Raw genomic sequence first — 25,182 nt, forward strand, 5'->3', positions numbered from 1 at the left:
TACTCATAGCTTGGAGGGGCCTTCTGACCCCGCAAAAATTAACGAATCGGCAGCGGCGCGTTATCAGCAACCAAATTCTGACGGCGCATTTCATCCCAGAATTCAGCTGGAATAGAAGCTTGCAGTGCAGCCAGATCTTCTGCCATACGGCCTGGACGACTAGAGCCGGGGATAACCGCAGCAACTGCTGGGTTAGCCAGCGCGAACTGTAGTGCAGCGGCTTTCACGTCAACGTTAAAGCGGGTCGCAATCGCATTAATTTGTCCAACCTGCTGGTGAATCTGTGGAGAGGCTTTCTGATATTCGAAGTGGTCACCGCCGGCCAATACGCCAGAGCTATAAGGGCCGCCAACCACGATATCGACATTCTGTTCCAGCGCTTCTGGCATCAGGCGCTGTAAGGCACGTTTGTGATCCAGCAAGGAGTAACGGCCTGCCAGCAGGAAAGCATCTGGTTTTGGCTCGTCGAGTGCCAATGTCAGTTCACATGGCTCAACGCGGTTAACACCCAGCCCCCAAGCCTTAATCACTCCTTCGTCACGTAGACGCGTCAGCGCACGGAAGGCACCGGTACGGGCGATGTTGAACTGCTCCAGCCAGCTATCACCATAAAAATCCTGAGCCGGGTCGTGGATCCAGACGATATCCAAATGGTCTGTTTTCAGACGCTTTAAGCTATCTTCAATAGAACGCAGAGTGCCGTCGGCAGAGTAGTCGTTGAGAATTTTGTTTTTCAGGCCATGCTCAAATAAGCCGCCTTTTTCACCGAAATCGCGAGTGGCCGGGTCTTCCATTTCATCCAACATGATGCGGCCGACTTTGCTGCTCAAGACGAACTGATCGCGTGGATACTGAGAAAGTGCTTCACCCATCCGGCTTTCGGAAAGACCCGAACCGTACAGCGGTGCAGTATCGAAGTAGCGAACGCCCAGATCCCATGCTTCGGTGACGGTGGCGTGTGCTTCTTCTTCAGGAATAGCGCGGAACATATTGCCCAGCGGCGCGCCGCCTAAACCAATGTTGCCTGGAAGAATATTTTTAATACTCATTAAGATGTCCTCAATATTTTTTCCCGTATCGGGAGAGTTCAGTTAGGGTGTTTTTGCTGCCTCCCTGTGACGGCGATCACAATACCTTGCAAGGTTAGGACTTGATAGGACATAATTTGTCTAACTTAAGTCCTTTGAGGTCTAACATGATTGATTTACGCCAACTGAAATACTTCGTAGTGGTTGCCGAAGAAGAGCACGTCGGTCGCGCCGCCGAGCGCTTACATATCTCGCAATCGCCATTGAGCCGCCAGATTGCCCAGCTTGAAGAACGTTTGGGGTTAATGCTGTTCGAGCGCAACCAACAGCGCATTCGCCTGACAGCGGACGGGCAGACTTTTCTTGCGGAAACACGTTCATTATTGACCCACGCCAATCGTCTGGAGTCACTGGGCAAGCGCTTAGGGCGAGGGGAAGACGGGGGGTTGTGTATTGGTTATATCGAAAATGCCATGCACTCAGGTGTGCTCTCTACCGCGCTGCGTACTCTGCGCACCTCGCGCCCAGATGTGCATATTGCACTCTATAGCCAGCCACCAGCCACACAGATTGAAGGTCTGCGCCAGCGCAGTCTGGATTTCTCACTGGTAGATACAACGCCGCCGGAAGGAGAGCAGGATCTTGAGTATATTCAGGTGCTTGATGACCGCATGCTGCTGGCACTGCCGCAAAACCACCCACTGGCGCAGGTGGAAAATATATTACCGAAGCAGTTAGCTGATCAGCAGTGGATTGCGGTGATTCACAATGATGACGCACACTCGCGCGATGATTTTGTCGCCGCCTGCGTCAGATCTGGCTTTAATCCGGACATTCGTCTGGAAGCGGGGGAACCATTGACTGCGCTTGGGCTGGTAGCGGCAGGTCTCGGACTGGCGTTAATCCAAAACAGCTTGCGCCACAATGCGCCAGAAGGCGTTGTGCTACGTGAAATCCCGTGGATGCAATATTCGACCCAGTTGTGGGCAGTGTGGCATAAAGCAAATCAACGACCGCTGGTGATGCATTTTCGCGAAATATTACGGGAGCAATAAGTTATTTGGCTAGCTCAACATTGACGAGAGTGAATAGGCAGCGCCAATAAAAACGGGGTTTTATTGCTCGGATTGCGCTAAATGAATCAGTGGGAAAGGTTTCCCTTCGCCATCCAGTTCTGAACGCCCCGTTTTTATAAATCCGCAATGTAGGTAAAAAGCCAATGCAGCTGGATTTTGCTCATTCACATCGACACTTAATTTTCCCTTTAAATGTTGAGCATGAGCCAGCAGCGCTTTACCAATTCCTTTGCCGTGATAAGCAGGATACACAAACAACATTTCTACTTTATTACCATCAAGGCCAATGAGCCCTACCGCCTCTGCATCCTTTTCAAATAACCAAACCTCCAGTGCAGGTAAATAAATATCCCGTACTTGTGGCAAATAAAATTGAATATCCGCCTCAGTTAAAAACAGATGCGTTTTTCTAACCGCACTTTCCCAAACTTCGATTAAACGGGAGGTGTCCGCAGGTATCGCTCGTCTTATCATTCGTTTTTTACCCTCTCGTGATTGCCAGCTATAGGATAATTATCACTGACTTGTAACGCGTTAAACAAGCCCCGGCGGATATCAAACAACTGAGCACCGGCACTATTTTCTCCCTATTATCTGGAGTATGTTGAGCAAATAGAATCCATCGCCACGATTTTCCAGTAATTCTTGCGGAGTAATTATGATTGCCACATCCACTTTACTGCTGTTTTCTGGTGCTTGTGTTGCACTTGCAGCAACGCCGGGGCCAGATATGCTGCTCATCACTTCACGCAGTATTAGTCAGGGGCGCGCCTCAGGTTTTGCCTCACTAGCAGGTATCCAACTGGGAACTTATTGCCATACTTTGGCTGCCGCATTAGGGCTTTCACAACTTTTTGTGGTCGTCCCATTGGCTTATGATGCAGTGCGAATTCTCGGCGCTTGCTATTTACTTTATCTGGCATGGAAAACATTGGCATCTACTCGTCACACGGCAGCGAAAACAGCACCACAGCCAGCTTCCGCGCATAAGGCATTCCGGCAAGGGCTATTGACCAATCTATTGAATCCTAAAATGGCGCTGTTCGTATTAGCGCTATTCCCACAATTTATCACGCCGCAATCTGGCTCAGTTATTGTGCAAATGCTGTTACTGGCAACCATCCTGAATGCAATAGGTCTAGTTATTAATGGCGGCCTGATTTTGCTAGTCAGTAATATGCGTAATCGCTTTAATACCGGAGCATTCTCAGCGCGCTGGCCTAACTATTTACTTAGCGGCGTTTTTGCCGGATTAGCCTGTAAATTACTTTTCGATAGCCGAAAATAGTCACGATATTGGAATAACACGAGTAAACAAGGAAAAGGATATGCAGTTAACAGTACTGGTTGATAACAATACTTTGATAGATAAATACCTTATCGCTGAGCCAGGCGTTTGTTACCACCTTCAAGTTGATGGAAAAACATTTCTTTTTGATACCGGTTATTCCGATATTTTTTTACGTAATGCAGCAATTTTGGGTATTGATATTAGCAACATTGATAGTGTGATTCTCTCTCATGGCCATAATGACCATAGCTGGGGTTTAACCCACCTTGCACAACATCTTGACCGGATAAATCACCCTAGTACGAATAAAATAAAGCTTGTGGCCCACCCCAATGCTTTTTTACCTAAATACCATGAAGATAAATCAATAGGTGCCAATTTACCGGCTGATAGTTACCCAACATTTTTCGAACGGGTTAATCAGTCAGGCGTCTATTACATTACCGATAATCTGCTTTTTTTAGGTGAAATTGAGCGTGGTAACGATTTTGAAGGTCTGCATCCTATTGGGAAAACCGTCAATTGCTGCGGTCATGAGGTTGATGACTTTGTCATCGACGATAGTGCAATGGTTTATACCAGCCCAACAGGGATTGTGATTATCACTGGTTGTTCCCACTCTGGCATCTGCAATATTGTCGATTATGCTATTAAAATAACGGGTGATAAACGTGTGCGAGCGGTAATTGGTGGATTCCATCTATTAAATACAGAAACAACTATACTCGACAGAACTTCCGACTATTTCCAACGACTTAATGCTAAAGCACTATATCCTTGTCACTGTACTGACCTCAAAGCAAAAATAGCTCTGGGCAGTACGGTTGATATAGAGGAAGTTGGTGTTGGAATGGTACTTAACTTTAAGTAAAGGCATTCGCTAATAAAAGAAAGTACAAGAAATGTCCTATTATTTCATTCCCACAGCATTAGTGAGGGTAAACGTATAGTCAGCCTTTTAAAGCTAATGCATAATCGCTGCCGGAAATTTAACGTTTAAATAAGAAGGAACTTGTAATGCTTAAGAATGTACTTTTTTTTGATGCACTGCTGACACCAAAAATTCTTACCGGTTTATATTGGCTTTTACTGGTACTTATCATTATCTCTGGCGTATTTGTAATGGTACAGACTAGTATCATCGCGGGCTTTTTCAGCATCATTGGTGGTGGTCTGACTTCTCGAATTTGTTTTGAGATGATCATGATTGCCTTTAAAAACAATGAATATTTGAAAAAAATTGCCGAAAAATCCTGATCATGATTTATCTTGGGTATTCTAATATTCATTTAAAATGGAATACCCAAATCGCTTACCACCGGTATGCTTTCATCATTAATCCGTTAAAAAAGACACTTCTCCCTCGTTACCTACATAAGTAAAAAGTTCATCTTCCTTACCACTCCACTTTTAAGACTTTGCCTAAATGAGCATAACAACATAAAAAATTAGTATTTTTTATTTTTTTCATGCTTAACTTTCATCACAATCTGAAAGTAGGAAGAGCATTTAATATGATTATCGCTACTATCTACGATCAGGTATGAAGAAATTACACATATACTTTATTCGTTGAGAGCTCTCGATAGGGTCATGTTCTAGAGACTAGAATTACCATCATGACTGGGAAAGCTAGGGATAGGCTGTTTAAATTTCTGGCTAAGGTAACTAACAGGTACATATACACTTTTAGAGGATCGCATATGTTCGAAGACCAAGACACATCGATCCTTAACACTTATTTTGGCACCCATAGCCCATTTTGGCGGCTTGCTTTTGATAGCCAGGCTTTAGAGTTGTCTGCGATTAAAGAAACACCCAATATTGCAATACCTCTGAATTCAGTTCAAACAATGAAAATTCGGAGCTTAACCGGTATTACTGCCAGTTTAGATATTGAAATTCAAATTTATGGTCATCCCCTTCATTTACATCTTGTGGGCCGTAAAATTAATGACAAAGAGTGGGGCGGAACAGCTTCCGCGTACGCTGATACTGAATCTGTCGCCCGTGATTTAGTGATGGGCCTTTCCTTTGCAGAACAGGTAGTTTCTGAAGCTAATTCAGTTATTGTTATTCTTGATAAAGATGGTTACGTCCAACGTTTTAATCACCTCAGCGAAGAATATACGGGTAAAAAAGAACAGGACGTCATTGGCAAAAATGTCTATGACTTGTTTATGACCGCCAAAGAAGGAGCGTCATCACGCAAAAATATTGAGGGTTTCTTCCAGCGTGGTGCCTCTTATGAGGTTGAGCGTTGGGTTAATACCGTCAAAGGAAAGCGGCTGTTCTTATTCCGTAATAAATTTGTTCATAGTGGCAGTGGAAAAAACGAACGTTATCTTATCTGTTCCGGCACTGACATTACCAAGGAGAGGCGCGCTCAAGAGCGTCTCAGGATTCTGGCTAATACCGATATGATTACTGGATTGCCTAACCGCCACGCCATTCATGAACGTATTAATAGCGCAATCCAAACCCGTGGTGATACCTCGGTGGGTATTATTTATCTTGATCTCGATAACTTCAAAAAAGTGAATGACCATTATGGTCATATGTTTGGTGATCGATTACTGAAAGATGTCTCGCTAGCTATATTAAGCTGCTTGGGTGAGAGCGAAATGCTGGCCCGACTTGGCGGTGATGAGTTTATTGTTTTAGTCGAAAATGCCACCATGAACTCGCTTGAAACGACAACTCAGCGAATTCTAAACCGCATGAAATTGCCTTTCCGGGTAGGGTTGATTGAAGTATATACCGGATGCTCGATTGGAATAGCTTTATGCCCAGAGCATGGTGACACACTGGAAAATATTATTCGCAGTGCAGATACCGCCATGTACACAGCAAAAGAACACGGGAAGCAAACCTATTCGATTTTCTCACAACAGATGAATAAAAAAATCTCAGAATATGTTTGGCTAGATACCAATTTGCGCAAAGGTTTAGAACAACATCAGCTGCAAGTCTATTACCAACCTAAAATATCCACAAAAACAGGAAAAGTGCACAGTGTCGAGGCGTTGGTTAGATGGCTATCACCGGAAAGGGGTTTAATTGCTCCGTTGGAGTTTATCTCATATGCAGAAGAATCAGGGTTGATCAGACCACTTGGCAAATGGGTTCTACAAACGTCGATGCAACAGGCGGTCGATTGGAAAAAACGCGGGATTAACCTGCGAGTTGCAGTGAATGTTTCTGCCCGCCAGTTAATTGATGAGGCTATCGTCACCAGCTTTATTGAGTCCCTTGAAGCCAGTAACCTGGAATGCAGTCTGGTCGATGTTGAATTAACAGAAAGTTGCTTAATTGATGATGAAGATGCTGCCATCAATATCATGAAACAGTTACGGCACTTAGGTGCTCAGGTTCATTTAGATGACTTTGGCACGGGTTATTCTTCACTTTCTCAATTAGCACGTATCCCTATTGATGCAATTAAACTAGACCAAAGTTTTGTTCGCCATATTGATAATAATCCCATTTCACAATCTCTGGTTCGAGCCATTATTGTTGTCGCCGAGGCACTGAAAATGCGAGTGATTGCCGAAGGGGTGGAGACTCAAGAGGAAGAAGCATTTCTCGACTCCATTGGCATTGATGAAAAACAGGGGTTTCTTTACGCCAAACCAATGCCCGCAGATGAACTGGAGCATTGGCTGGTAACACAACACCCTCACCTTTTATTGGATTAGGTGTACAGCACTATATTGCTTTTGGCATTGCCGAAGTATGCCGGTCTTGCAACATGACTAACCGCTCGATATAAGCGATATCTTTTGGTTCAATAGAAAATGCCGAATCTACCCAGTCTTCAGTAATATCCATTAACTCAGAACGTGTTAATTGCAAAACACGCTGACGAACTCGAATCATCGCCCTCATACCATTTAGCTTAGGCCTGATCGTGTCTATAAAGGTGCGAGTTGCAAGATAAGCATCACCTGGCTGAAATAACTTATCAACTAATCCACGGCTCTCATACCATTCCGCAGCATGGGGTTCACCAGTCCAAATCAATTGTTCCGCGACCCTCATACCTGCCTTTCTGGCAACAAGTGAATACCCCCCCATACCCGGAAATAGATTAAAAGCTATCTCTGGAAAACCCATTCTGGCTGTGGTTTGCGCCAACACAAAATGATGAGCCAATGCCGCCTCAAACCCTCCACCTAAAGCACTACCTTCAATCATCGCGATAGATATCGCCCCAGTATCAAAGCCACGCGCAGCGGCATGGACACAATCGACACACGCGCGAGCATATGCCATGAGTGCTTCGCGTTTGCGACTTTTGATCATTTGTGCAAAAAAGCTTAAATCCCCTCCCACATTAAACATATTGGGCACCACTGAGCCAGTTACCCAAAAATCGATGGGTAATTTTGACTCTTTAGCCGCCTGTACTAGCGTCATAATATTTTCAATTAACTCTAGATTAAAACAAGGGCGCGGATGAGCTCGTAGTAACATCCACATGGTATTACGGCCTTCTTCATAATAAGCCGATATTTGAGATAAATGGCCGGCTTCAGTAAAAGGGCGGCAACTAGGCAGATTAATCATATTCATATTCCATCCAATGAGTGAGTTGAACACAGATAGTGCTATCGCCTTATCCTCCTTGAGGAAACGCTACATTTGCCTTAATGACGGCAACTTAAGCTGGCAGATAAATAGTGAGTCACCCAATGGATAAATGACGGGGAATGCAGTAAAAATTTAAACAAGCGGGATGTTTAGGAGACAATTAAAGAATGGGTAGAATATATATGTTCAAGAAGGTTGAATTTCAGATGAAAAAAACCTGCCATTATGGATAAAATGCTGACTGAATTTTTATCCCTAACGGATTTCTTATGCTACAAATTCTCCATTTTCTCTTAGCGCTGATTGCTATTGCGGTCTTGGCTTTACTCGCAAGTCATGATCGTAAAAACATCAAACTGCGCTATATTTTTCAGTTACTAATTATAGAAATTGCCTTGGCATATTTCTTTTTACACTCAGAAAGTGGCTTGGGCGCGATAAAATACTTTGCTGGACTATTCGAATCTTTGATGAAATTTGCCGCAATAGGCACCAGTTTTGTTTTTGGTAACATGAATGAGCAAGGATTAGCATTTATATTCCTCAATGTCCTTTGCCCAATCATTTTTGTGTCCGCATTGATTGGTATTTTACAGCATTTCCGTATCTTGCCGCTCATCATCCGGGTCGTCGGCACATTGCTATCCAAAGTAAATGGCATGGGAAAACTGGAATCTTTTAATGCCGTAAGTACCTTAATTTTAGGGCAATCAGAAAATTTCATTGCCTATAAAGGCATTATTGCTGATATATCGCCACGCAGAATGTACACCATGGCCGCCACGGCAATGTCGACAGTATCCATGTCAATTGTAAGTGCTTACATGACCATGCTCGATCCAAAATTTGTGGTTACAGCACTCATACTGAATATGTTTAGTACTTTTATTGTTCTTTCTATTATTAACCCATACCCAGTCACAGAAGAACCTGAATTAAAACTGAATAAGCTTCATGAAGACCAAAGTTTTTTTGAAATGCTCGGGGAATATATTCTGGCCGGTTTTAAAATCGCCATGATTATAGCTGCCATGTTAATCGGGTTTATTGCTATCATTTCTGCTATTAATGCTTTATTTAGCACTTTATTCAATATCAGTTTCCAAGGCGTGCTGGGATATCTATTTTATCCACTCGCACTACTGATTGGCATCCCAGCTCAAGATGCTTTACAGGCTGGCAGTATTATGGCGACCAAATTAGTAGCAAATGAGTTCGTAGCCATGATTGAGCTGAAAAAGGTTGCAGCCGAAATGTCACCGCGTGGTTTGGGTATTCTCTCGGTCTTTTTAGTCTCTTTTGCTAACTTCGCCTCAATTGGCATTGTTGCTGGTGCCATTAAAGGGTTGAATGAGCAGCAAGGCAATGTGGTCTCACGATTTGGATTAAAGCTAGTGTATGGTTCATACTTTGGTCAGTTTACTTTCTGCCGCGATTGCCGGCCTTGTCTTGTGAGCCAAACTTACTCTAGCCGTACAGAATAAATAATAAGTCGGCCTTTTACCTCTCGTTATTTCGAAGGTAGAAGGCCGGAATTCAGACTCAAAATTTACGCTTAGAAATCAACGCAGACAGCCGCATCAACTCGCATAACGGATTCTTGCGCAAACTGCTGTTTATAACGGGAACGCAGAGTTTCAATCGCATTTTCTTTGTCATCGTTATGAATAAGCACCAACGCCCTGCTGCTTTCTTTGGCGACCTTGCCATCATTCCCCAACCATTGCCCTTTAGCCTCAATAACTGTCAGACCATCTTTAAAACGGCTGGTGACATCATTATCGACGAAAGACTGCCATTCAGTCGATGAAATGGCGGGGCCATGAGGGCGGTTCAAGCCAAAATAGAGTGTCGTTTGTGTCATTGGTTCACCTTTAACACAAACCGGAGCTACAACCTTCACCACTGATTTATTTGCATGGCTAGTGCTATCAATACAACCCGTTAGTAATGCTCCAACGGTAACCACACTCGCTAAAAGTACAGCCCGATATTGGAACGGATTAACCCACTTATCCATGAACAAATCCCACTGAAATAAAAGATAAAATAGAAATAAAAGCTATCATCCGACGAATAACTCTGCAATAAGACGAGATAATCATAAAAGCGCTCAATAGTGTTACCACCCCTCTTCAATAGAGTGGTTTTTCACCTAGAATTATTAATGAATAATTATCACATCATTCATTTTTTATGAATATATATTAATAAGATAGCTAATATTTTGATTAGATTAAGTAATCCTAAATGCATGGCTTAGAAAATCTCAGTCGCATCGTTATCTCTTAGTGACTACTCTGCGGCCTTTGCAGCCACTAAGAAATTTAATTCATTATGCTACTCAGTGTTCTTTATATTATTGGTATCACAGCTGAAGCCATGACCGGAGCACTGGCTGCGGGCCGCCGTCAAATGGATATGTTTGGCGTCATTATTATTGCCTCTGCAACCGCCATTGGCGGGGGTTCGGTCAGAGACATGCTACTAGGCCATTATCCACTTGGCTGGGTTAAACATCCGGAATACATTGTCATTGTCGCCATTGCCGCGATAGTCACAACTTGGATGGCGCCATTAATGAAGCATTTGCGGCATTTATTTCTAGTGCTTGATGCTATTGGCCTTATTGTTTTTTCCATTATTGGTGCACAAATTGCTCTCGACATGGGCCACAGTACGATCATTGCGGCGATTGCAGCCGTGATTACCGGTGTCTTTGGTGGTGTTCTGCGCGATATGTTCTGTAACTGTATCCCGTTAGTATTTCAGAAAGAAATCTATGCCGGTATCTCATTTGCCGCCGCTTGGATCTATATTGCTCTGCAATACACTCCGCTGTCTCATAACTGGGTTGTTATCATTACACTCGTCACAGGGCTGAGCGCACGATTACTGGCATTGAGATTCCGTCTTGGTCTGCCAGTATTCAAATATGAGCACTCTGAGCATTAAGCTAAGCCCGCAGAGGATCACTCTTCGGGCCTGAAACCTGCAATTCCCTGTTGTGATAAAAAATCAGCCAGTGCTTGCACTTCTGGGTGGTGTAAAAAATTGTTAATCTGCTTTGCCCGTACCTGCCCAATCCCCGAAATTAAACGCCATTCGGCAATGCTACGTTGCTGTAGAGAGTGCCACTGAGTACCAACGGGCACTCCCTGTGGGAATCCTAATGCTGGCAACCACTGAGAAAAAGGTTTCTGCTTTGTGCTTTGAAATTGTTGATAAATTTTTTCTGCTCGTGTTGGCCCGATACCAGGAACAGTAGCTATTTGCTCGGCAGTCAGTGATAACCACCCAACCATATTATTAATAAACCCATGATAGACAATCTCTTGCCAGAATTTACCGCCAATACTTTGCATATCCAGCCCGTTAGGGCCACTGAGCCATGTTAAACGCGCTATAAACTGCGGTTGACATTCGAGGGGCGGTAAGCGGAAACAACTCAACTGATGAAATCTATCGGCTATCGGTGGGTTGAATTCATGCCTTTGGCCGACACGCCAAACGACCTTATCGAGCCGCGGAATACCCTGCCCGGCCAATGCGATGGTAACTTGATCTCCAGAGGTAATATTCCACTGCCGCCAGCGCGCCATAGACCCAATATTCACGCGTCGAATCCATTTATCATCAATTTTTACAGGTGAAACCTGTAAAACCACAGTGATCTTACCCGTACGCCCAATGGTAAAATGGATATCTTGGATTTCAGTTAGTTGCTGAACAGGTGGATATTTCCACGCCACCGACCAATTTCCTGATGCTGATCGCCAATAACGCCCTGCGGGTTCCTCTTCTTGGCGGATAACAACACCATCTGTCACGAAAGGCAGTGGCGCTCGATACCAGTGCTCTCGCCACTGAATGACATCCTCACTTGAAGTCGCCAATTTGCTGTATTGAGTAGCCAACGGGAAGCCCATTATTTGCAATCGTGTGGTTCTCTCCAGCATGTTCTTGGGCCCATCCGGCCATGCCCAAATAAATATGCCCAGTTTGCCCAGCAATGGCGATGCAGACTTGCGCATCAGAGCTCCTGCAACTGAAGCTCTGGCATTGACTCCCCCAGATTGCGCTTGTTGGTGGCCTTCCATCTGTAGGAATAGCTCCCCCTGCAAAGTTAATAGAGGGGGAGCCATGGCAATATATTGTGGAATAGCAGAAATGAATGGCGCTTTATCAATCCAACTCTGGCCCTTCAAGCCATTCCCCCGGCTAAGGAGCTGTGTCAGTTTTCCAGCCTGATATACCAGCGTAACTGCAACGCCATCAACCTTAGGTTGTACCCAAAGATTTTTCCTTCCCGACATCCAGTTAGTCAGCGCAGTCTCATCTTTAAGTTTTTTTAATCCGGTATGCGCCACAGGATGAAGCTGTTTCTCATTGCCTGGTATGGGCCTATTATTCGTTTTATCGGGCAGCCCGCGGCACTTCCGCCAACCCCGCAATTTATCCTGCAATTGATCGTAAATATTGTCATCCAGCAGACTAATTCCTTGCTGGTGATAGGCTATATCCCACTTATTCAGTTGTTGATCCAAGAGATTAATTTCATCAGACATTCGTCTTTCCGACCATTCCGGGCAGATAGATTCAGCCCTAACCTCCCAATGGATAAAACCAATAATTATTAGGCTTAACATTTTAAAATTTTGCACATTCATCAGCGCCACCTCCTTGGCAACCAGCAGTAAAACCCGAAATGTTTTATCCGTCGAAGACAAAAAGATTTAAATGCGCGCGCTACCGAACAATACTTTTATGCTTGCTGCAACTCGCTAAAATTACGCAACACTCCCCGCAAAAGCATAAAATCGTGCTGTTTATAGACAAAACATTAAGGTGAAATGCGTTGTAACGCTGCATGACGCGTAGCAGCCGTGTATACTGTGCGGAGATTCACACTTCTGCTTTCTATATACACCCAACATAATTGGCGTTGCAGATAGGCTGTAAGCGAGCAAATCACGGATTCCTGATAACATCAGCGACTCTGGCGAGAAAACCCCGCGAGCCCCACTGTAACTTCAACTAATAAGGGTATATCAACCTAATCAACTGAAACGTCATCATGGTTCAAGGCACGCTATATATAGTTTCCGCACCCAGTGGTGCAGGGAAATCAAGCCTGATTCAGGCTTTGTTAAAAACACAACCTTTGTACGACACGCAGGTTTCTATTTCTCATACCACACGTGCAAAACGTCCAGGGGAGAATCACGGCGAGCATTACTTCTTTGTGTCTAAAGAAGAGTTTTGCCAGATGATTGATGATGATGCTTTTCTTGAGCATGCCAAAGTATTTGAAAATTACTATGGCACCTCACGTCGGGCAATTGAGCAGGTTCTTGCAACCGGTGTCGATGTATTTTTAGATATCGACTGGCAAGGCGCGCAGCAAATTCGCGCAAAAATGCCAACCGCGCGTAGTATTTTTATTTTGCCTCCATCCAAAGAAGAATTGGATCGCCGATTACGTGGCCGTGGGCAAGATAGCGAAGAGGTTATTGCTAAGCGAATGGCGCAAGCTGTCGCTGAGATGACCCATTACGCAGAATATGATTATTTAATCGTGAATGATGATTTCAATCTGGCATTGTCTGATCTGAAAACCATTATTCGTGCAGAACGACTGCGTTTAGGCCGCCAGAAACAGCGGCATGACGCTTTAATCAGCAAATTATTGGCAGACTGAACAGAGTTTCAGTATCATGCCCAGTCATTTCGTCACCTGTGGAGTAGCAGAATTATGGCACGCGTAACTGTTCAAGACGCTGTAGAGAAAATTGGTAACCGTTTTGACCTGGTGTTGGTCGCTGCTCGTCGGGCACGTCAAATCCAGTCCGGCGGTAAAGACGCTCTGGTTCCAGAAGAAAACGATAAAGTTACTGTGATTGCGCTGCGCGAAATCGAAGAAGGCCTGATTACTAATCAGATTCTTGATGTGCGTGAACGCCAAGAACAGCAAGAGCAGGAAGCCGCAGAGATCCAAGCGGTAACCGCAATTGCTGAAGGTCGTCGTTAATTAGACAGCGAGTCTGCTTTGTACCTGTTTGAAAGCCTGAATCTGCTGATTCAACGTTACCTGCCAGAGGAGCAGATTAAGCGCCTCAAACAGGCATATCTTGTCGCACGTGATGCTCACGAGGGTCAGACACGCTCCAGTGGTGAGCCTTATATCACTCACCCGGTTGCTGTGGCCTGTATTCTCGCGGAGATGCGGCTCGATTACGAAACCTTAATGGCGGCATTGTTGCATGACGTCATCGAGGATACCCCTGCTACATATCAAGATATGGAGCAATTGTTTGGGAAGAGCGTAGCCGAGTTGGTCGAGGGTGTCTCTAAACTCGACAAACTGAACTTCCGTGACAAGAAAGAAGCCCAGGCGGAAAACTTCCGCAAAATGATCATGGCGATGGTGCAAGATATCCGCGTCATTTTGATCAAGCTGGCTGACCGCACCCATAACATGCGAACTTTGGGCTCGTTACGCCCGGATAAACGCCGTCGAATTGCTCGTGAAACCCTTGAAATATATAGCCCTCTGGCCCATCGGCTAGGTATTCACCATTTAAAAACCGAGCTGGAAGAGCTGGGTTTTGAAGCGCTCTACCCTAATCGCTACCGCGTCATTAAAGAAGTGGTAAAAGCGGCTCGCGGTAACCGCAAAGAGATGATTCAGAAAATCTTGGCGGAGATTGAAGGGCGTCTGACCGAGGCGGGGATCCCTTGCCGTGTCAGTGGTCGTGAAAAGCATCTCTATTCCATCTATTGCAAGATGAACCTGAAGGAGCAGCGTTTTCACTCCATCATGGATATCTATGCTTTTCGGGTTATCGTTAAAGAAGTCGATACTTGCTACCGTGTTCTGGGTCAGGCTCACAGCCTGTATAAACCCCGTCCGGGCCGCGTAAAAGACTACATCGCCATCCCTAAGGCTAACGGCTATCAATCATTGCATACCTCATTAATCGGCCCTCATGGGGTTCCGGTAGAGGTGCAAATACGTACTGAAGATATGGATCAGATGGCCGAAATGGGGGTTGCGGCACACTGGGCTTATAAAGAGCAAGGTGAGTCCGGCACCACCGCACAGATCCGCGCTCAGCGCTGGATGCAAAGCTTGCTGGAGCTCCAGCAAAGTGCGGGCAGCTCATTTGAATTTATTGAAAGTGTAAAATCTGATCTTTTCCCTGATGAGATTTACGTTTTCACCCCGGAAGGACGCATTGTTGAATTACCTGCTGGCGCAACACCGGTCGACTTTGCTTATGCTGTGCATACCGATATCGGTCATGCTTGTGTGGGCGCTCGTGTTGACCGCCAGCCATACCCGCTTTCTCAGTCACTGAGCAGTGGTCAAACCGTTGAAATCATTACCGCTCCGGGTGCACGGCCAAATGCGGCCTGGCTGAATTTTGTCGTCAGTTCGAAAGCACGCGCTAAAATTCGCCAATTACTGAAAAACCTTAAACGTGATGAGTCGGTCAGCCTTGGCCGTCGGTTACTGAATCATGCATTGGGGAATGGGCGGAAACTCTCTGATATTTCAGAAGAAAATATCAAGCGCGAGTTGGACCGCATGAAGCTGGCTACGCTGGATGATTTACTGGCGGAAATTGGCTTGGGTAATGCAATGAGTGTCGTGGTGGCTAAAAACCTCTTAGGTGACCCATCAACACTGGCAACCTCCGGAGGTACCCGCAATTTGGCAATTAAAGGTGCTGATGGTGTTCTGATTACCTTTGCCAAGTGCTGCCGTCCAATTCCGGGTGACCCGATTATCGCCCATATTAGCCCAGGTAAAGGTTTGGTTATCCATCACGAATCCTGCCGTAATATTCGTGGTTACCAAAAAGAGCCTGAGAAATTTATGGCGGTTGAATGGGATAAAGAGACTGAGCAAGAGTTTATTGCTGAAATCAAAGTCGACATGTTCAATCAACAAGGTGCTTTGGCGAATCTGACGGCGGCAATTAATGCTGCTGAATCTAATATTCAGAGTCTGAATACTGAAGAGAAAGATGGCCGGGTATACAGCGCCTTTATTCGCCTGACTACTCGTGACCGAGTCCATCTGGCTAACATTATGCGTAAGATTCGTATCATGCCAGATGTGGTTAAAGTCAGCCGTAATCGTAATTAACGCCTATGAATCCTCAACGCTATGCGCGGATTTGTGAAATGCTTGCCACCAGGCAGCCGGATCTAACGGTCTGTCTGGAGCAAGTCCATAAACCCCATAATGTGTCGGCGATTATTCGTACTGCTGATGCCGTCGGTATTCATCAAGTACATGCCATTTGGCCAACTACCCAAATGTACACGCGACTTTCTTCTGCCGCAGGAAGCAACAGTTGGGTTCAGGTCAAAACACATTCTCATATTGCTGATGCTATTACCCATCTGAAATCGCAGGGTATGCAAATACTGGCGACTCATCTATCTGATAAGGCTGTCGATTTTCGTGAAATCGACTACACCCGCCCTACCTGTATTTTAATGGGGCAGGAAAAAACCGGCATATCTCAAGAAGCACTGGCACTGGCCGATCAGGACATCATTATTCCGATGATCGGAATGGTGCAATCACTGAATGTCTCGGTCGCCTCTGCGTTGATTTTATATGAAGCGCAGCGACAGCGGCAAAATGCAGGTATGTATCAGCGGGCGCAGAGTGTTTTGCCACAAGAAGAGCAGCAGCGACTCTTGTTTGAAGGTGGATACCCGGTATTGGCGCAAGTAGCCAAACGTAAAGGGCTTCCCCAGCCTTATATCGATGACCAAGGCCAGGTTATTGCCGATGCGCAATGGTGGTCAGCCATGCAATCCACGGAGTCTTAAATGAAAGGCCGCCTGCTGGATGCCGTACCCCTCAGTACACTTTCCGGTGTTGGCGCAAGTCAGGCTGGGAAACTGGCGAAAATGGGTCTGGAGACGATTCAAGACCTGTTGCTTCACCTGCCACTACGTTATGAGGACCGCACCCGGCTCTATCGTATTGGTGATCTGCTGCCCGGCCTTTCAGTGACGGTTGAGGGCGAAGTCATTCGTTCCGACATTAGTTTTGGTCGGCGGCGGATGATGACCTGCCAAATCACCGACGGAAGCGGTGTCCTTACCCTGCGTTTTTTCAACTTCAATGCTGCAATGAAAAACAGCCTGTCTCCGGGCAAGCATGTTATTGCCTATGGTGAAGCCAAACGGGGTAATACTGGGCCGGAAATCATTCACCCTGAATATCGGGTACATGGCGAGAATATTGGTGTTGAATTGCAGGAATCATTGACGCCAGTGTATCCCACCACTGAGGGGATTCGTCAGGCCACCCTGCGAAAACTTATCGATCAAGCGCTGGCAATGCTGGATTCCAGTGTTATTGCTGAGTTATTACCGATAGAACTAAGCCGCTCTCTGATTAGCCTGCCAGAAGCTATTCATACCCTGCATCGCCCACCAGCTGACATTCAACTGGCCGATTTAGAGCAAGGCAAGCACCCTGCCCAGCGGCGGTTGATCATGGAAGAGTTATTGGCCCATAACCTCAGCATGTTGGCGGTCAGAGCGGGAGCGCAAAGTTATCGGGCGCTGCCGCTGCTGGCTGAAGAGCAACTTAAACCACGTTTTCTGGCGGCACTACCTTTCACGCCAACCCGTGCTCAACAGCGGGTGGTGGCGGAAATTGAGCAAGATATGACCCATAACTTCCCCATGATGCGGTTGATCCAAGGGGATGTGGGATCAGGGAAAACATTGGTTGCCGCACTGGCGGCCCTGCGTGCTATTGCCCATGGCAAGCAGGTTGCGCTAATGGCTCCCACTGAATTATTGGCCGAGCAACACGCGAATACTTTCCGTCAATGGCTTGAACCATTAGGTCTAGAGGTCGGCTGGCTGGCTGGGAAACAAAAAGGCAAAGCCCGGTTGGCACAACAAGAAGCGGTTGCCAGTGGCCAAGTTTCCATGGTTGTCGGCACCCACGCCATGTTTCAGGAGCAAGTACAATTTTCTGGACTGGCGCTGGTGATTATTGATGAACAGCATCGCTTTGGTGTTCATCAGCGGCTCGCTTTATGGGAAAAGGGCGAGGAGCAAGGCTTCCATCCGCACCAGTTAATTATGACCGCGACGCCGATTCCACGAACTTTGGCGATGACCGCCTATGCTGACCTTGATACCTCGGTAATTGACGAACTGCCCCCAGGTAGAACCCCCGTCACGACAGTGGCAATTCCTGATACTCGCCGCAGCGATGTTATCCAGCGAGTCAAAAATGCCTGTTTGGAAGAGGGGCGACAAGCCTATTGGGTTTGCACCTTGATTGAAGAGTCTGAATTGTTGGAGGCTCAGGCCGCCGAAGTCACCTGCGAAGAATTAAAAATTGCGCTGCCAGAAATCAAAGTTGGTTTGGTTCATGGGCGCATGAAAGGCCCAGAAAAACAGGCCGTTATGCAAGCCTTTAAACAGGGCGAATTGCAGTTATTGGTTGCCACCACAGTGATAGAGGTCGGGGTTGATGTCCCCAATGCCAGTCTGATGATCATCGATAACCCAGAGCGCCTGGGTTTAGCGCAATTACACCAATTACGTGGCCGTGTTGGCCGCGGAGCTGTGGCTTCGCATTGTGTGCTGCTCTACAAAACGCCACTGAGCAAAACCGCCCAGATGCGCTTGCAAGTATTACGTGATAGCAATGATGGCTTTGTTATTGCTCAGCGAGACTTGGAAATTCGTGGTCCTGGCGAATTATTGGGGACACGCCAGACAGGGAGCGCCGAGTTTAAAGTGGCTGATTTGCTGCGTGATCAGGCAATGATCCCTGAAGTACAGCGGGTCTCCCGCCACCTGCATCAGCAATATCCTGAACATGCTCGGGCATTAATAGAGCGCTGGCTACCTGAGCGAACGCGCTATACCAATGCTTAAGTATTTATCTATTGATGTTGAGGGCTGGCCTATAAACCAGCCCTTAATTTCAATTACCCTGCGACTGCAGGGAAGATTGGCAGCAACAGATAAAGCTTAATGACGATCACGTTGACGATATCAATGAAGAACGCGCCAACCATAGGTACTACCAAGAAGGCTAAATGTGACGGGCCAAAACGGTCAGTAATCGCCTGCATATTCGCAATAGCGGTCGGCGTCGCACCTAAACCAAAGCCACAGTGCCCTGCCGCCAGTACTGCCGCATCATAGTTTTTGCCCATCACCCGGTAAGTGACAAAAATAGCGTACAGCGCCATCGCCAATGCCTGGACCGACAGAATAACCAACATTGGTAATGCCAGCGATGCCAACTCCCACAGTTTCAGGCTCATCAGGGCCATCGCCAGGAACAATGACAAACTGACGTTACCCAATACTGATACTGCGCGATCAAAGACTTTGTAGAAACCTATCGCCGACAGTGTATTACTGAGGATAACCCCGATGAATAACACACACACAAAGGTCGGCAGTTCAAACATTGTGCCCTGCAGCCAACCCGAAATAACTTGGCCCGCCATCAGGCAAATAGCAATCATGGCGATGGTTTCGACCAAGACCAATGAAGTAATCATACGGCCGGCAGAGGGCTTTTCAAAAGCGGAAGGCACTTCGCTGTCCTCTGGCGTACCGTCTGGCGTGGAAGAGTGCTTGACCAGATAACGAGCGACTGGCCCGCCAATCAACCCACCCAGTACTAAGCCAAAGGTCGCACAGGCCATGGCAACTTCAGTTGCATTTTCAAAGCCATAGCGCTCAACAAATACTTTACTCCATGCAGCGCCAGTACCGTGCCCACCAGAGAGCGTGATAGAGCCCGCGAGTAGTCCCATCAATGGGTCTAGCCCCATTAATTTCGCGAGCGCAATGCCAATCGCGTTCTGCACCAGTAGCAAACCGACGACGACAAACACGAAAACACTCAGAGCCTTGCCACCAGCACGTAAACTGGCCAAATTGGCATTCAGACCGATAGTGGCAAAGAATGCCATCATCAACGGGTCTTTTAGTGACATATCAAAACTGATTTCCCAACCAAGGGTCTTTTGCATCAGTAGCAACATCAAAGCCACCAATAACCCACCAGCTACAGGCTCAGGTATGGTGTACTTTTTGAGAAAAGGGACAGTTTTTACCAGCTTTCGGCCTAACAATAAAACCAGACAGGCCGCGACTAGCGTGCCATAGGTATCGAGATGAAACATCTTGGTACTCCATGCGATTAAAATATCGAGTAAAAATATGACGTTAGACATTTCCTTAATAAACGCCAAAGCAGTTAGAGGGGGATTAGAAAAAAAAATGCCGCTAATTACAAGGTTAGTGATAGAAAAACATGAATGAGCGCCCGATAAGAATATTTAAAAAAATACGGCGCAACCGATTGCTTTTGTGAAGCGGATCATTAAAATGCCCTCTTTGCCGATCCGGGAATGCCACTCCATGTCTACGCAATCCGCCGAACTTGATGCCCCACAGCAGGCAACAACTCGCCCCAGCGAACTCATTTATCGTTTAGAAGACCGCCCACCCATCGCCCAAACACTATTTGCTGCATGCCAACACTTACTGGCCATGTTTGTTGCGGTAATAACCCCTGGCCTGTTGATTTGTCAGGCACTGGGATTACCGGCGGAAGATACCCAACGCATTATTAGCATGTCGCTGTTTGCATCTGGTTTGGCATCACTGCTGCAAATTAAAACGTGGGGGCCGGTCGGCTCCGGCCTGTTATCAATTCAGGGCACCAGTTTTAACTTTGTTTCTCCACTGATTATGGGTGGACTGGCGCTGAAGAATGGTGGGGCGGATATCCCTACCATGATGGCGGCACTGTTCGGTACCTTGATGGTTGCATCCTGTACTGAAATCATACTTTCCCGCTTCCTACATCTGGCGCGCCGCATTATCACACCACTGGTGTCCGGTATTGTGGTGATGATTATCGGGCTATCATTGATTCAGGTTGGGCTGACATCTATTGGCGGTGGTTATGGCGCAATGAGCGACCATACCTTTGGCTCACCGAAAAACCTGTTATTAGCCGGTTCAGTACTGTTGGTTATTATTTTACTCAACCGCCAGCGCAACCCCTATCTGCGCGTCGCGTCTTTGGTTATCGCCATGGCTGTGGGTTACTTGCTGGCTTGGACGCTCGGCATGCTGCCGGAAAGCCGCCCAGTCGTCGATACCGCCCTGATTACTATTCCAACGCCGCTTTACTATGGTTTGTCTTTTGACTGGAATCTGCTGGTGCCGTTGATGCTTATCTTTATGGTCACTTCGCTTGAAACCATTGGCGATATCACGGCAACTTCAGATGTATCAGAACAGCCCGTTCATGGCCCACTGTACATGAAACGCCTAAAGGGCGGCGTGTTGGCGAATGGCTTGAACTCAATGTTATCAGCGGTGTTCAACACCTTCCCTAACTCTTGTTTCGGTCAGAACAATGGCGTAATCCAGTTGACCGGAGTTGCCAGCCGTTATGTCGGTTTTGTTGTGGCGCTGATGCTAATTGTTCTGGGTCTGTTCCCAGCGGTGGCTGGATTCGTGCAACACATCCCTGAACCGGTTCTAGGTGGGGCAACCCTCGTGATGTTCGGCACCATTGCTGCCTCCGGCGTGCGTATCGTGTCACGTGAAACTCTCAATCGCCGCGCAATTATGATTATGGCTTTATCATTGGCAGTCGGCATGGGTGTGGCGCAGCAGCCATTGATTCTGCAATTTGCACCTGATTGGGTGAAAACGTTACTTTCTTCTGGGATTGCAGCCGGTGGTATTACAGCCATCGTACTTAACCTCCTCTTCCCACAAGAAAAATAATCTTTTCGCTAACACGTCACAAAAATGGCCGGTCGTAAACGATACCGGCCATTTTTTTATGCTCCGATAACTGATTGTCTATTGAGCTAAGGGACAATTTGCGGCATAAACAGGGTTCCGTATACCGATAGGCGTGGAAAAACCGGATGAAATTTCTCGGGAAAGTGCTGCTAACGTTATTATTGCTGCTGGTGCTGTCTGTAGTGCTGTGCTACGTATTGCTTCAGACCAGTTGGGCTGCCGGCTGGTTAAGCCGTTGGGTCAGTGATAACAGCGAATATCGCCTCTCTCTGGGGAAAATAGATCACTCATGGTCACAGCCCGGGCAAATCAGCTTTACTGATGTCACTCTGGGCCGCGCCAATCAGCCGCCATTTCTTATCGCCCAGCAGGCGCTGTTTGGTCTAAGTTGGCGGCAACTGACAGAGCCGCGCCATCTTCTCAGCCTAACGCTGCAAAATGGTAACTTAACCCTCAACAACAGCACTTCGCCATTACCTTTGCAGGCCGATACCTTACAGCTAACCAATATGGCGCTGAATACGACGATTGAGCCCAAAAGTACCGCGGGTCAGTGGAAAGTTACCGGTCAGCAAGTCAATGGTGGCTTGGTCCCTTGGCAGCCATTGCCGGGCAATAGTCTGGGTGAAAATGCCCAATTTCAGTTTAGTGCAGGTTCGTTGACCATTAATGGCATCACTGCCCAGAAACTTTATCTGCAAGGCTCAATACAGAAAAATGCACTGACGCTGAATAATTTCGGTGCTGATATCGCGCAAGGTGAACTCACGGGTAATGCCAGTCAATCCGCTGACGGCAGTTGGTTAGTTGACCGCATGCGCTTGAGTAATATTCGCCTGCAAACACCAGCAACACTAGAAGATGTCTGGAATACCTTTTTGCAGCTTCCCCCTATTACATTGAAACGCTTTGATTTAATTGATGCGCGTGTTGAAGGGAAAAACTGGGCCTTTAATGATTTAGATCTGACACTAAGAAATATCACGTTTAAGCAAGGTGACTGGCAAAGTGATGACGGGGAATTGTCCTTCAATGCTGGCGATATTATTAAAGGTAATATTCATCTTATCGATCCGATCGCGACATTCACCTTATCGCCCACAGGCGTTGCCATTAGCCAGTTTTCAACTCGTTGGCAAGATGGCCTATTAAGAACTCAAGGCAACTGGGCGCGCGATACTGGTCGTTTACAACTGGATGAGCTGACTCTGGTGGCGCTGGTTTATACCTTACCTGCCGATTGGAAACAGCAATGGCAACAAACACTGCCTCACTGGTTGTCAGAAGTGTATGTCGGCAAGTTAAATGCGAACCGCAACTTGCTGATTGATATTAGCCCAGACTTTCCATTCCAGATTACGTCGCTGGATGCCGCAGGGACTAACTTACTGCTGGCAAAAAATCATCAGTGGGGAGTGTGGTCTGGCTCATTAATGTTGAATGCCGGTAATGCGACCTTTAATAAAAATGATGTTCGTCGCCCATCGCTCGCTCTGAGTGCTAATGAGCAACAAATTACATTTAGTGATTTAAGTGCTTTTACTAAAGAGGGGTTATTGGAGGCCACCGCCAGCATTGACCAAACACCCGCTCGGGCCTTATCTCTGGCTCTGACCGGCCGCTCTGTTGATCTCAATCTCTTACAAAACTGGGGCTGGCCAGCATTACCCTTGCAAGGATTGGGTAACCTGAAATTACAGATAAAAGGCAGCCTGGCAGCAGATACCGCATTAAAATCTACCGTTAGCGGCTCTCTGCAAGCAACTGACAGCCACGGGCAGCAAGTTAACCAAACTATGCAGCATGGTGAGGTGCACGGCGTTACGGGGCAATAAAGAGGCTTACAGAGTCTCTGTTTGACTGATTTCTACATTGGATTGAATAAAGCCGCCGATTACGGGAAATAGCGAACGTAATCGGCATAAAAGATTCTACATAAGTGGAAAAGACCCTGAGTATTCAAAGAAGCTTTGAGGAACATAGTTATCGATTTTGTTTTCATAGCAATACTCTACGGCTTGCCGCCTGTTCGTCACGCCAGCTTTACTGTAGATCTTTTGGATAACATTGTTCACAGTCCCCAATGATAATTGGAGCCTTTTAGCAATCTCACCGCTTGAAAATGCATGCAAAATATAAAAAAGCACCTCCCACTCTCTTTTGGTAAATAAATCAGATGGTGGAGTAAACATGAGGGATGTGGGAACTTTTATTTTATTTAAACGAGATAATATTGTCTCTGTCACAGGGCTACCATGCCAAATAACGCCTTGACATACACCGTTTTCATCTATTAATGGAAATTTATCACAGAAATAAGGTGTGAAATATGAAACTCCATCATATAACTGTATATCAACGGATGTGACGCGATCTTGCAGTAACACTACTTTACTATCTTGCCTCTGAAATTCCTCCTGAAATTCAGCCGCAGGTGTGGGGACTTCACCATCGAGTCTCCCCTCTAAATTATATTTATCTGATAAATTAAATAATTTATTCACTCGGAGATTCGCATAAACAAATCTTGATTGACGATCTTTTACAGCCCAAGGCTCTGAACTACGCTCCCAAAATGGTATTAATAATCTTAGTGATTTGAATAGTGTTTTATCCATCACCATTTCCTCTTTATTTTAATTAATCCTTATCTTACATCAGTGGAAAAGACCCAGAATAGTCAAAGAAACTCTGTGGTACATAATTATGGATCTTGTTTTCATAGCAATATTCTATAACCTGTTTTTTGCTGGTAACACCAGATTTTCTATATATATTCTGGATGACATTATTCACCGTTCGTCGTGATAGATGAAGTTTTTCAGCAATTTCATTACTTGAAAATGCATGTAAAATATAAAATAGTATCTCCCACTCTCTTTTGGTGAACAAATCAGATGGTGGGGTGAAAATCAGTGATGTTGGCACTTTTATTTTATTCAAATGCGTCAATATTATATCGTCTACTGGTCTAACATGAAAAATCGTACCTTGAGATATACCCTCTTCATCTATTAATGGATATTTGTCACAAAAGTTGGGTTTAAAATATGAAAGGCCGTCCCACTCATGTATCTCAACGGATGTGATACGATCCTGTAATAATTCAACTTTACGGTCGTGTTCCTGAAACTCCACCTCAAATTCAGATATTGGTGTAGGAAGCTCACCATCTGAGCGTCCCTCGACATTATATTTATCAGGCAAGTCTAGCAGTTTATTGAATCTATTATTAGCATAGATAAACTTTGATTTATTATCTTTTATCCCCCAAGGTTCAGAGCTATGCTCCCAAAATCGTATTAATACATCAAATGAATCTATAGTTATTTTTCCCATCATGACG

The 25,182-nt window shown here is 46.0% G+C and carries 21 protein-coding genes and 1 pseudogene; 14 read left to right on the top strand and 8 right to left on the bottom strand.

The window, feature by feature from the left end; all coding sequences use genetic code 11:
* Positions 1–38: 38 nt before the first annotated feature.
* Positions 39–1,049: an aldo/keto reductase gene (locus FTA96_RS01300; RefSeq protein ID WP_050147011.1), complete on the bottom strand. Its 1,011-nt coding sequence runs from the start codon at positions 1,047–1,049 to the stop codon at positions 39–41.
* Positions 1,050–1,195: 146 nt separating this feature from the next.
* Between FTA96_RS01300 and FTA96_RS01305 the strand changes: the two genes are divergently transcribed.
* Positions 1,196–2,083: a LysR substrate-binding domain-containing protein gene (locus FTA96_RS01305; RefSeq protein ID WP_050110127.1), complete on the top strand. Its 888-nt coding sequence runs from the start codon at positions 1,196–1,198 to the stop codon at positions 2,081–2,083.
* Positions 2,084–2,143: 60 nt separating this feature from the next.
* On the opposite strand, the gene FTA96_RS01310 is transcribed toward FTA96_RS01305, so the two are convergent.
* Complete coding sequence (locus FTA96_RS01310; protein ID WP_050123964.1) at positions 2,144–2,578, bottom strand: GNAT family N-acetyltransferase; 435 nt, start codon at positions 2,576–2,578, stop codon at positions 2,144–2,146.
* 184 nt (positions 2,579–2,762) lie between these two features.
* On the opposite strand from FTA96_RS01310, the gene FTA96_RS01315 reads away from it, so the two are divergent.
* From FTA96_RS01315 to pdeR, 4 genes are all read left to right on the top strand, one after another.
* On the top strand, positions 2,763–3,392 hold the full coding sequence (locus FTA96_RS01315; RefSeq protein ID WP_050152096.1) for a LysE family translocator: 630 nt from the start codon (positions 2,763–2,765) through the stop codon (positions 3,390–3,392).
* A gap of 40 nt (positions 3,393–3,432) precedes the next feature.
* Positions 3,433–4,266, top strand: a complete 834-nt coding sequence (locus FTA96_RS01320) for an MBL fold metallo-hydrolase (RefSeq protein ID WP_050110130.1) — start codon at positions 3,433–3,435, stop codon at positions 4,264–4,266.
* A gap of 146 nt (positions 4,267–4,412) precedes the next feature.
* Positions 4,413–4,652: a DUF4282 domain-containing protein gene (locus FTA96_RS01325; protein ID WP_050110131.1), complete on the top strand. Its 240-nt coding sequence runs from the start codon at positions 4,413–4,415 to the stop codon at positions 4,650–4,652.
* A 446-nt stretch (positions 4,653–5,098) separates the two neighbouring features.
* Positions 5,099–7,093: a cyclic di-GMP phosphodiesterase gene (pdeR, locus tag FTA96_RS01330; protein WP_050123967.1), complete on the top strand. Its 1,995-nt coding sequence runs from the start codon at positions 5,099–5,101 to the stop codon at positions 7,091–7,093.
* Positions 7,094–7,103: 10 nt separating this feature from the next.
* On the opposite strand, the gene FTA96_RS01335 is transcribed toward pdeR, so the two are convergent.
* On the bottom strand, positions 7,104–7,970 hold the full coding sequence (locus FTA96_RS01335; protein WP_050110133.1) for a crotonase/enoyl-CoA hydratase family protein: 867 nt from the start codon (positions 7,968–7,970) through the stop codon (positions 7,104–7,106).
* 287 nt (positions 7,971–8,257) lie between these two features.
* Here FTA96_RS01335 and FTA96_RS01340 point away from each other — a divergent pair.
* Positions 8,258–9,443, top strand: a pseudogene (locus FTA96_RS01340) (NupC/NupG family nucleoside CNT transporter).
* Between the two features lie 100 nt (positions 9,444–9,543).
* On the opposite strand, the gene FTA96_RS01345 reads toward FTA96_RS01340, so the two are convergent.
* Entirely contained in the window at positions 9,544–10,008 is a 465-nt protein-coding gene (locus FTA96_RS01345) for a DUF3574 domain-containing protein (protein ID WP_145573037.1), read from the bottom strand.
* A 317-nt stretch (positions 10,009–10,325) separates the two neighbouring features.
* Here FTA96_RS01345 and FTA96_RS01350 point away from each other — a divergent pair, with 317 nt between their 5' ends.
* Entirely contained in the window at positions 10,326–10,943 is a 618-nt protein-coding gene (locus FTA96_RS01350) for a trimeric intracellular cation channel family protein (protein WP_004710431.1), read from the top strand.
* Between the two features lie 17 nt (positions 10,944–10,960).
* Here the strand turns inward: FTA96_RS01350 and ligB are convergent, their stop codons facing one another.
* Positions 10,961–12,658 carry an NAD-dependent DNA ligase LigB gene (ligB, locus tag FTA96_RS01355; protein WP_050110136.1) on the bottom strand — a complete coding sequence of 566 codons (1,698 nt, stop codon included), beginning with the start codon at positions 12,656–12,658 and terminating at the stop codon, positions 10,961–10,963.
* A gap of 407 nt (positions 12,659–13,065) precedes the next feature.
* Between ligB and gmk the strand changes: the two genes are divergently transcribed.
* From gmk to recG, 5 genes are read left to right on the top strand one after another with little or no spacing between them, the layout of a single operon-like run.
* Positions 13,066–13,689: a guanylate kinase gene (gene gmk / locus FTA96_RS01360; protein WP_004710427.1), complete on the top strand. Its 624-nt coding sequence runs from the start codon at positions 13,066–13,068 to the stop codon at positions 13,687–13,689.
* Between the two features lie 54 nt (positions 13,690–13,743).
* On the top strand, positions 13,744–14,019 hold the full coding sequence (gene rpoZ, locus FTA96_RS01365; protein ID WP_004392061.1) for a DNA-directed RNA polymerase subunit omega: 276 nt from the start codon (positions 13,744–13,746) through the stop codon (positions 14,017–14,019).
* Between the two features lie 18 nt (positions 14,020–14,037).
* Entirely contained in the window at positions 14,038–16,143 is a 2,106-nt protein-coding gene (gene spoT / locus FTA96_RS01370; protein ID WP_004710426.1) for a bifunctional GTP diphosphokinase/guanosine-3',5'-bis pyrophosphate 3'-pyrophosphohydrolase, read from the top strand.
* Positions 16,144–16,148: 5 nt separating this feature from the next.
* Entirely contained in the window at positions 16,149–16,841 is a 693-nt protein-coding gene (trmH, locus tag FTA96_RS01375) for a tRNA (guanosine(18)-2'-O)-methyltransferase TrmH (RefSeq protein ID WP_050110137.1), read from the top strand.
* A complete protein-coding gene (gene recG, locus FTA96_RS01380) occupies positions 16,842–18,923 on the top strand; it encodes an ATP-dependent DNA helicase RecG (protein ID WP_145573039.1) in 2,082 nt (693 codons plus the stop codon).
* A 53-nt stretch (positions 18,924–18,976) separates the two neighbouring features.
* On the opposite strand, the gene gltS is transcribed toward recG, so the two are convergent.
* Positions 18,977–20,191 carry a sodium/glutamate symporter gene (gltS, locus tag FTA96_RS01385; protein ID WP_050110139.1) on the bottom strand — a complete coding sequence of 405 codons (1,215 nt, stop codon included), beginning with the start codon at positions 20,189–20,191 and terminating at the stop codon, positions 18,977–18,979.
* 238 nt (positions 20,192–20,429) lie between these two features.
* Here gltS and FTA96_RS01390 point away from each other — a divergent pair, with 238 nt between their 5' ends.
* Together FTA96_RS01390 and FTA96_RS01395 are read left to right on the top strand one after the other, a co-directional pair.
* The gene (locus FTA96_RS01390; protein ID WP_050110140.1) at positions 20,430–21,815 is read left to right on the top strand and encodes a uracil-xanthine permease family protein; all 1,386 of its coding nucleotides are present in this window, start codon (positions 20,430–20,432) and stop codon (positions 21,813–21,815) included.
* 146 nt (positions 21,816–21,961) lie between these two features.
* Positions 21,962–23,671 (top strand): AsmA family protein, encoded by a 1,710-nt coding sequence (locus FTA96_RS01395; RefSeq protein WP_050123972.1) that lies wholly within the window; start codon positions 21,962–21,964, stop codon positions 23,669–23,671.
* A gap of 96 nt (positions 23,672–23,767) precedes the next feature.
* Here FTA96_RS01395 and FTA96_RS01400 read toward each other — a convergent pair whose 3' ends face one another.
* Both FTA96_RS01400 and FTA96_RS01405 read right to left on the bottom strand, forming a co-directional pair.
* The gene (locus tag FTA96_RS01400; protein ID WP_050123973.1) at positions 23,768–24,454 is read right to left on the bottom strand and encodes a helix-turn-helix transcriptional regulator; all 687 of its coding nucleotides are present in this window, start codon (positions 24,452–24,454) and stop codon (positions 23,768–23,770) included.
* 34 nt (positions 24,455–24,488) lie between these two features.
* On the bottom strand, positions 24,489–25,175 hold the full coding sequence (locus FTA96_RS01405) for a helix-turn-helix transcriptional regulator (protein WP_145573046.1): 687 nt from the start codon (positions 25,173–25,175) through the stop codon (positions 24,489–24,491).
* Between the last annotated feature and the right edge of the window lie 7 nt (positions 25,176–25,182).

It is taken from the genome of Yersinia alsatica (assembly GCF_902170305.1).
In the GTDB taxonomy this organism is placed as follows: domain Bacteria; phylum Pseudomonadota; class Gammaproteobacteria; order Enterobacterales; family Enterobacteriaceae; genus Yersinia; species Yersinia alsatica.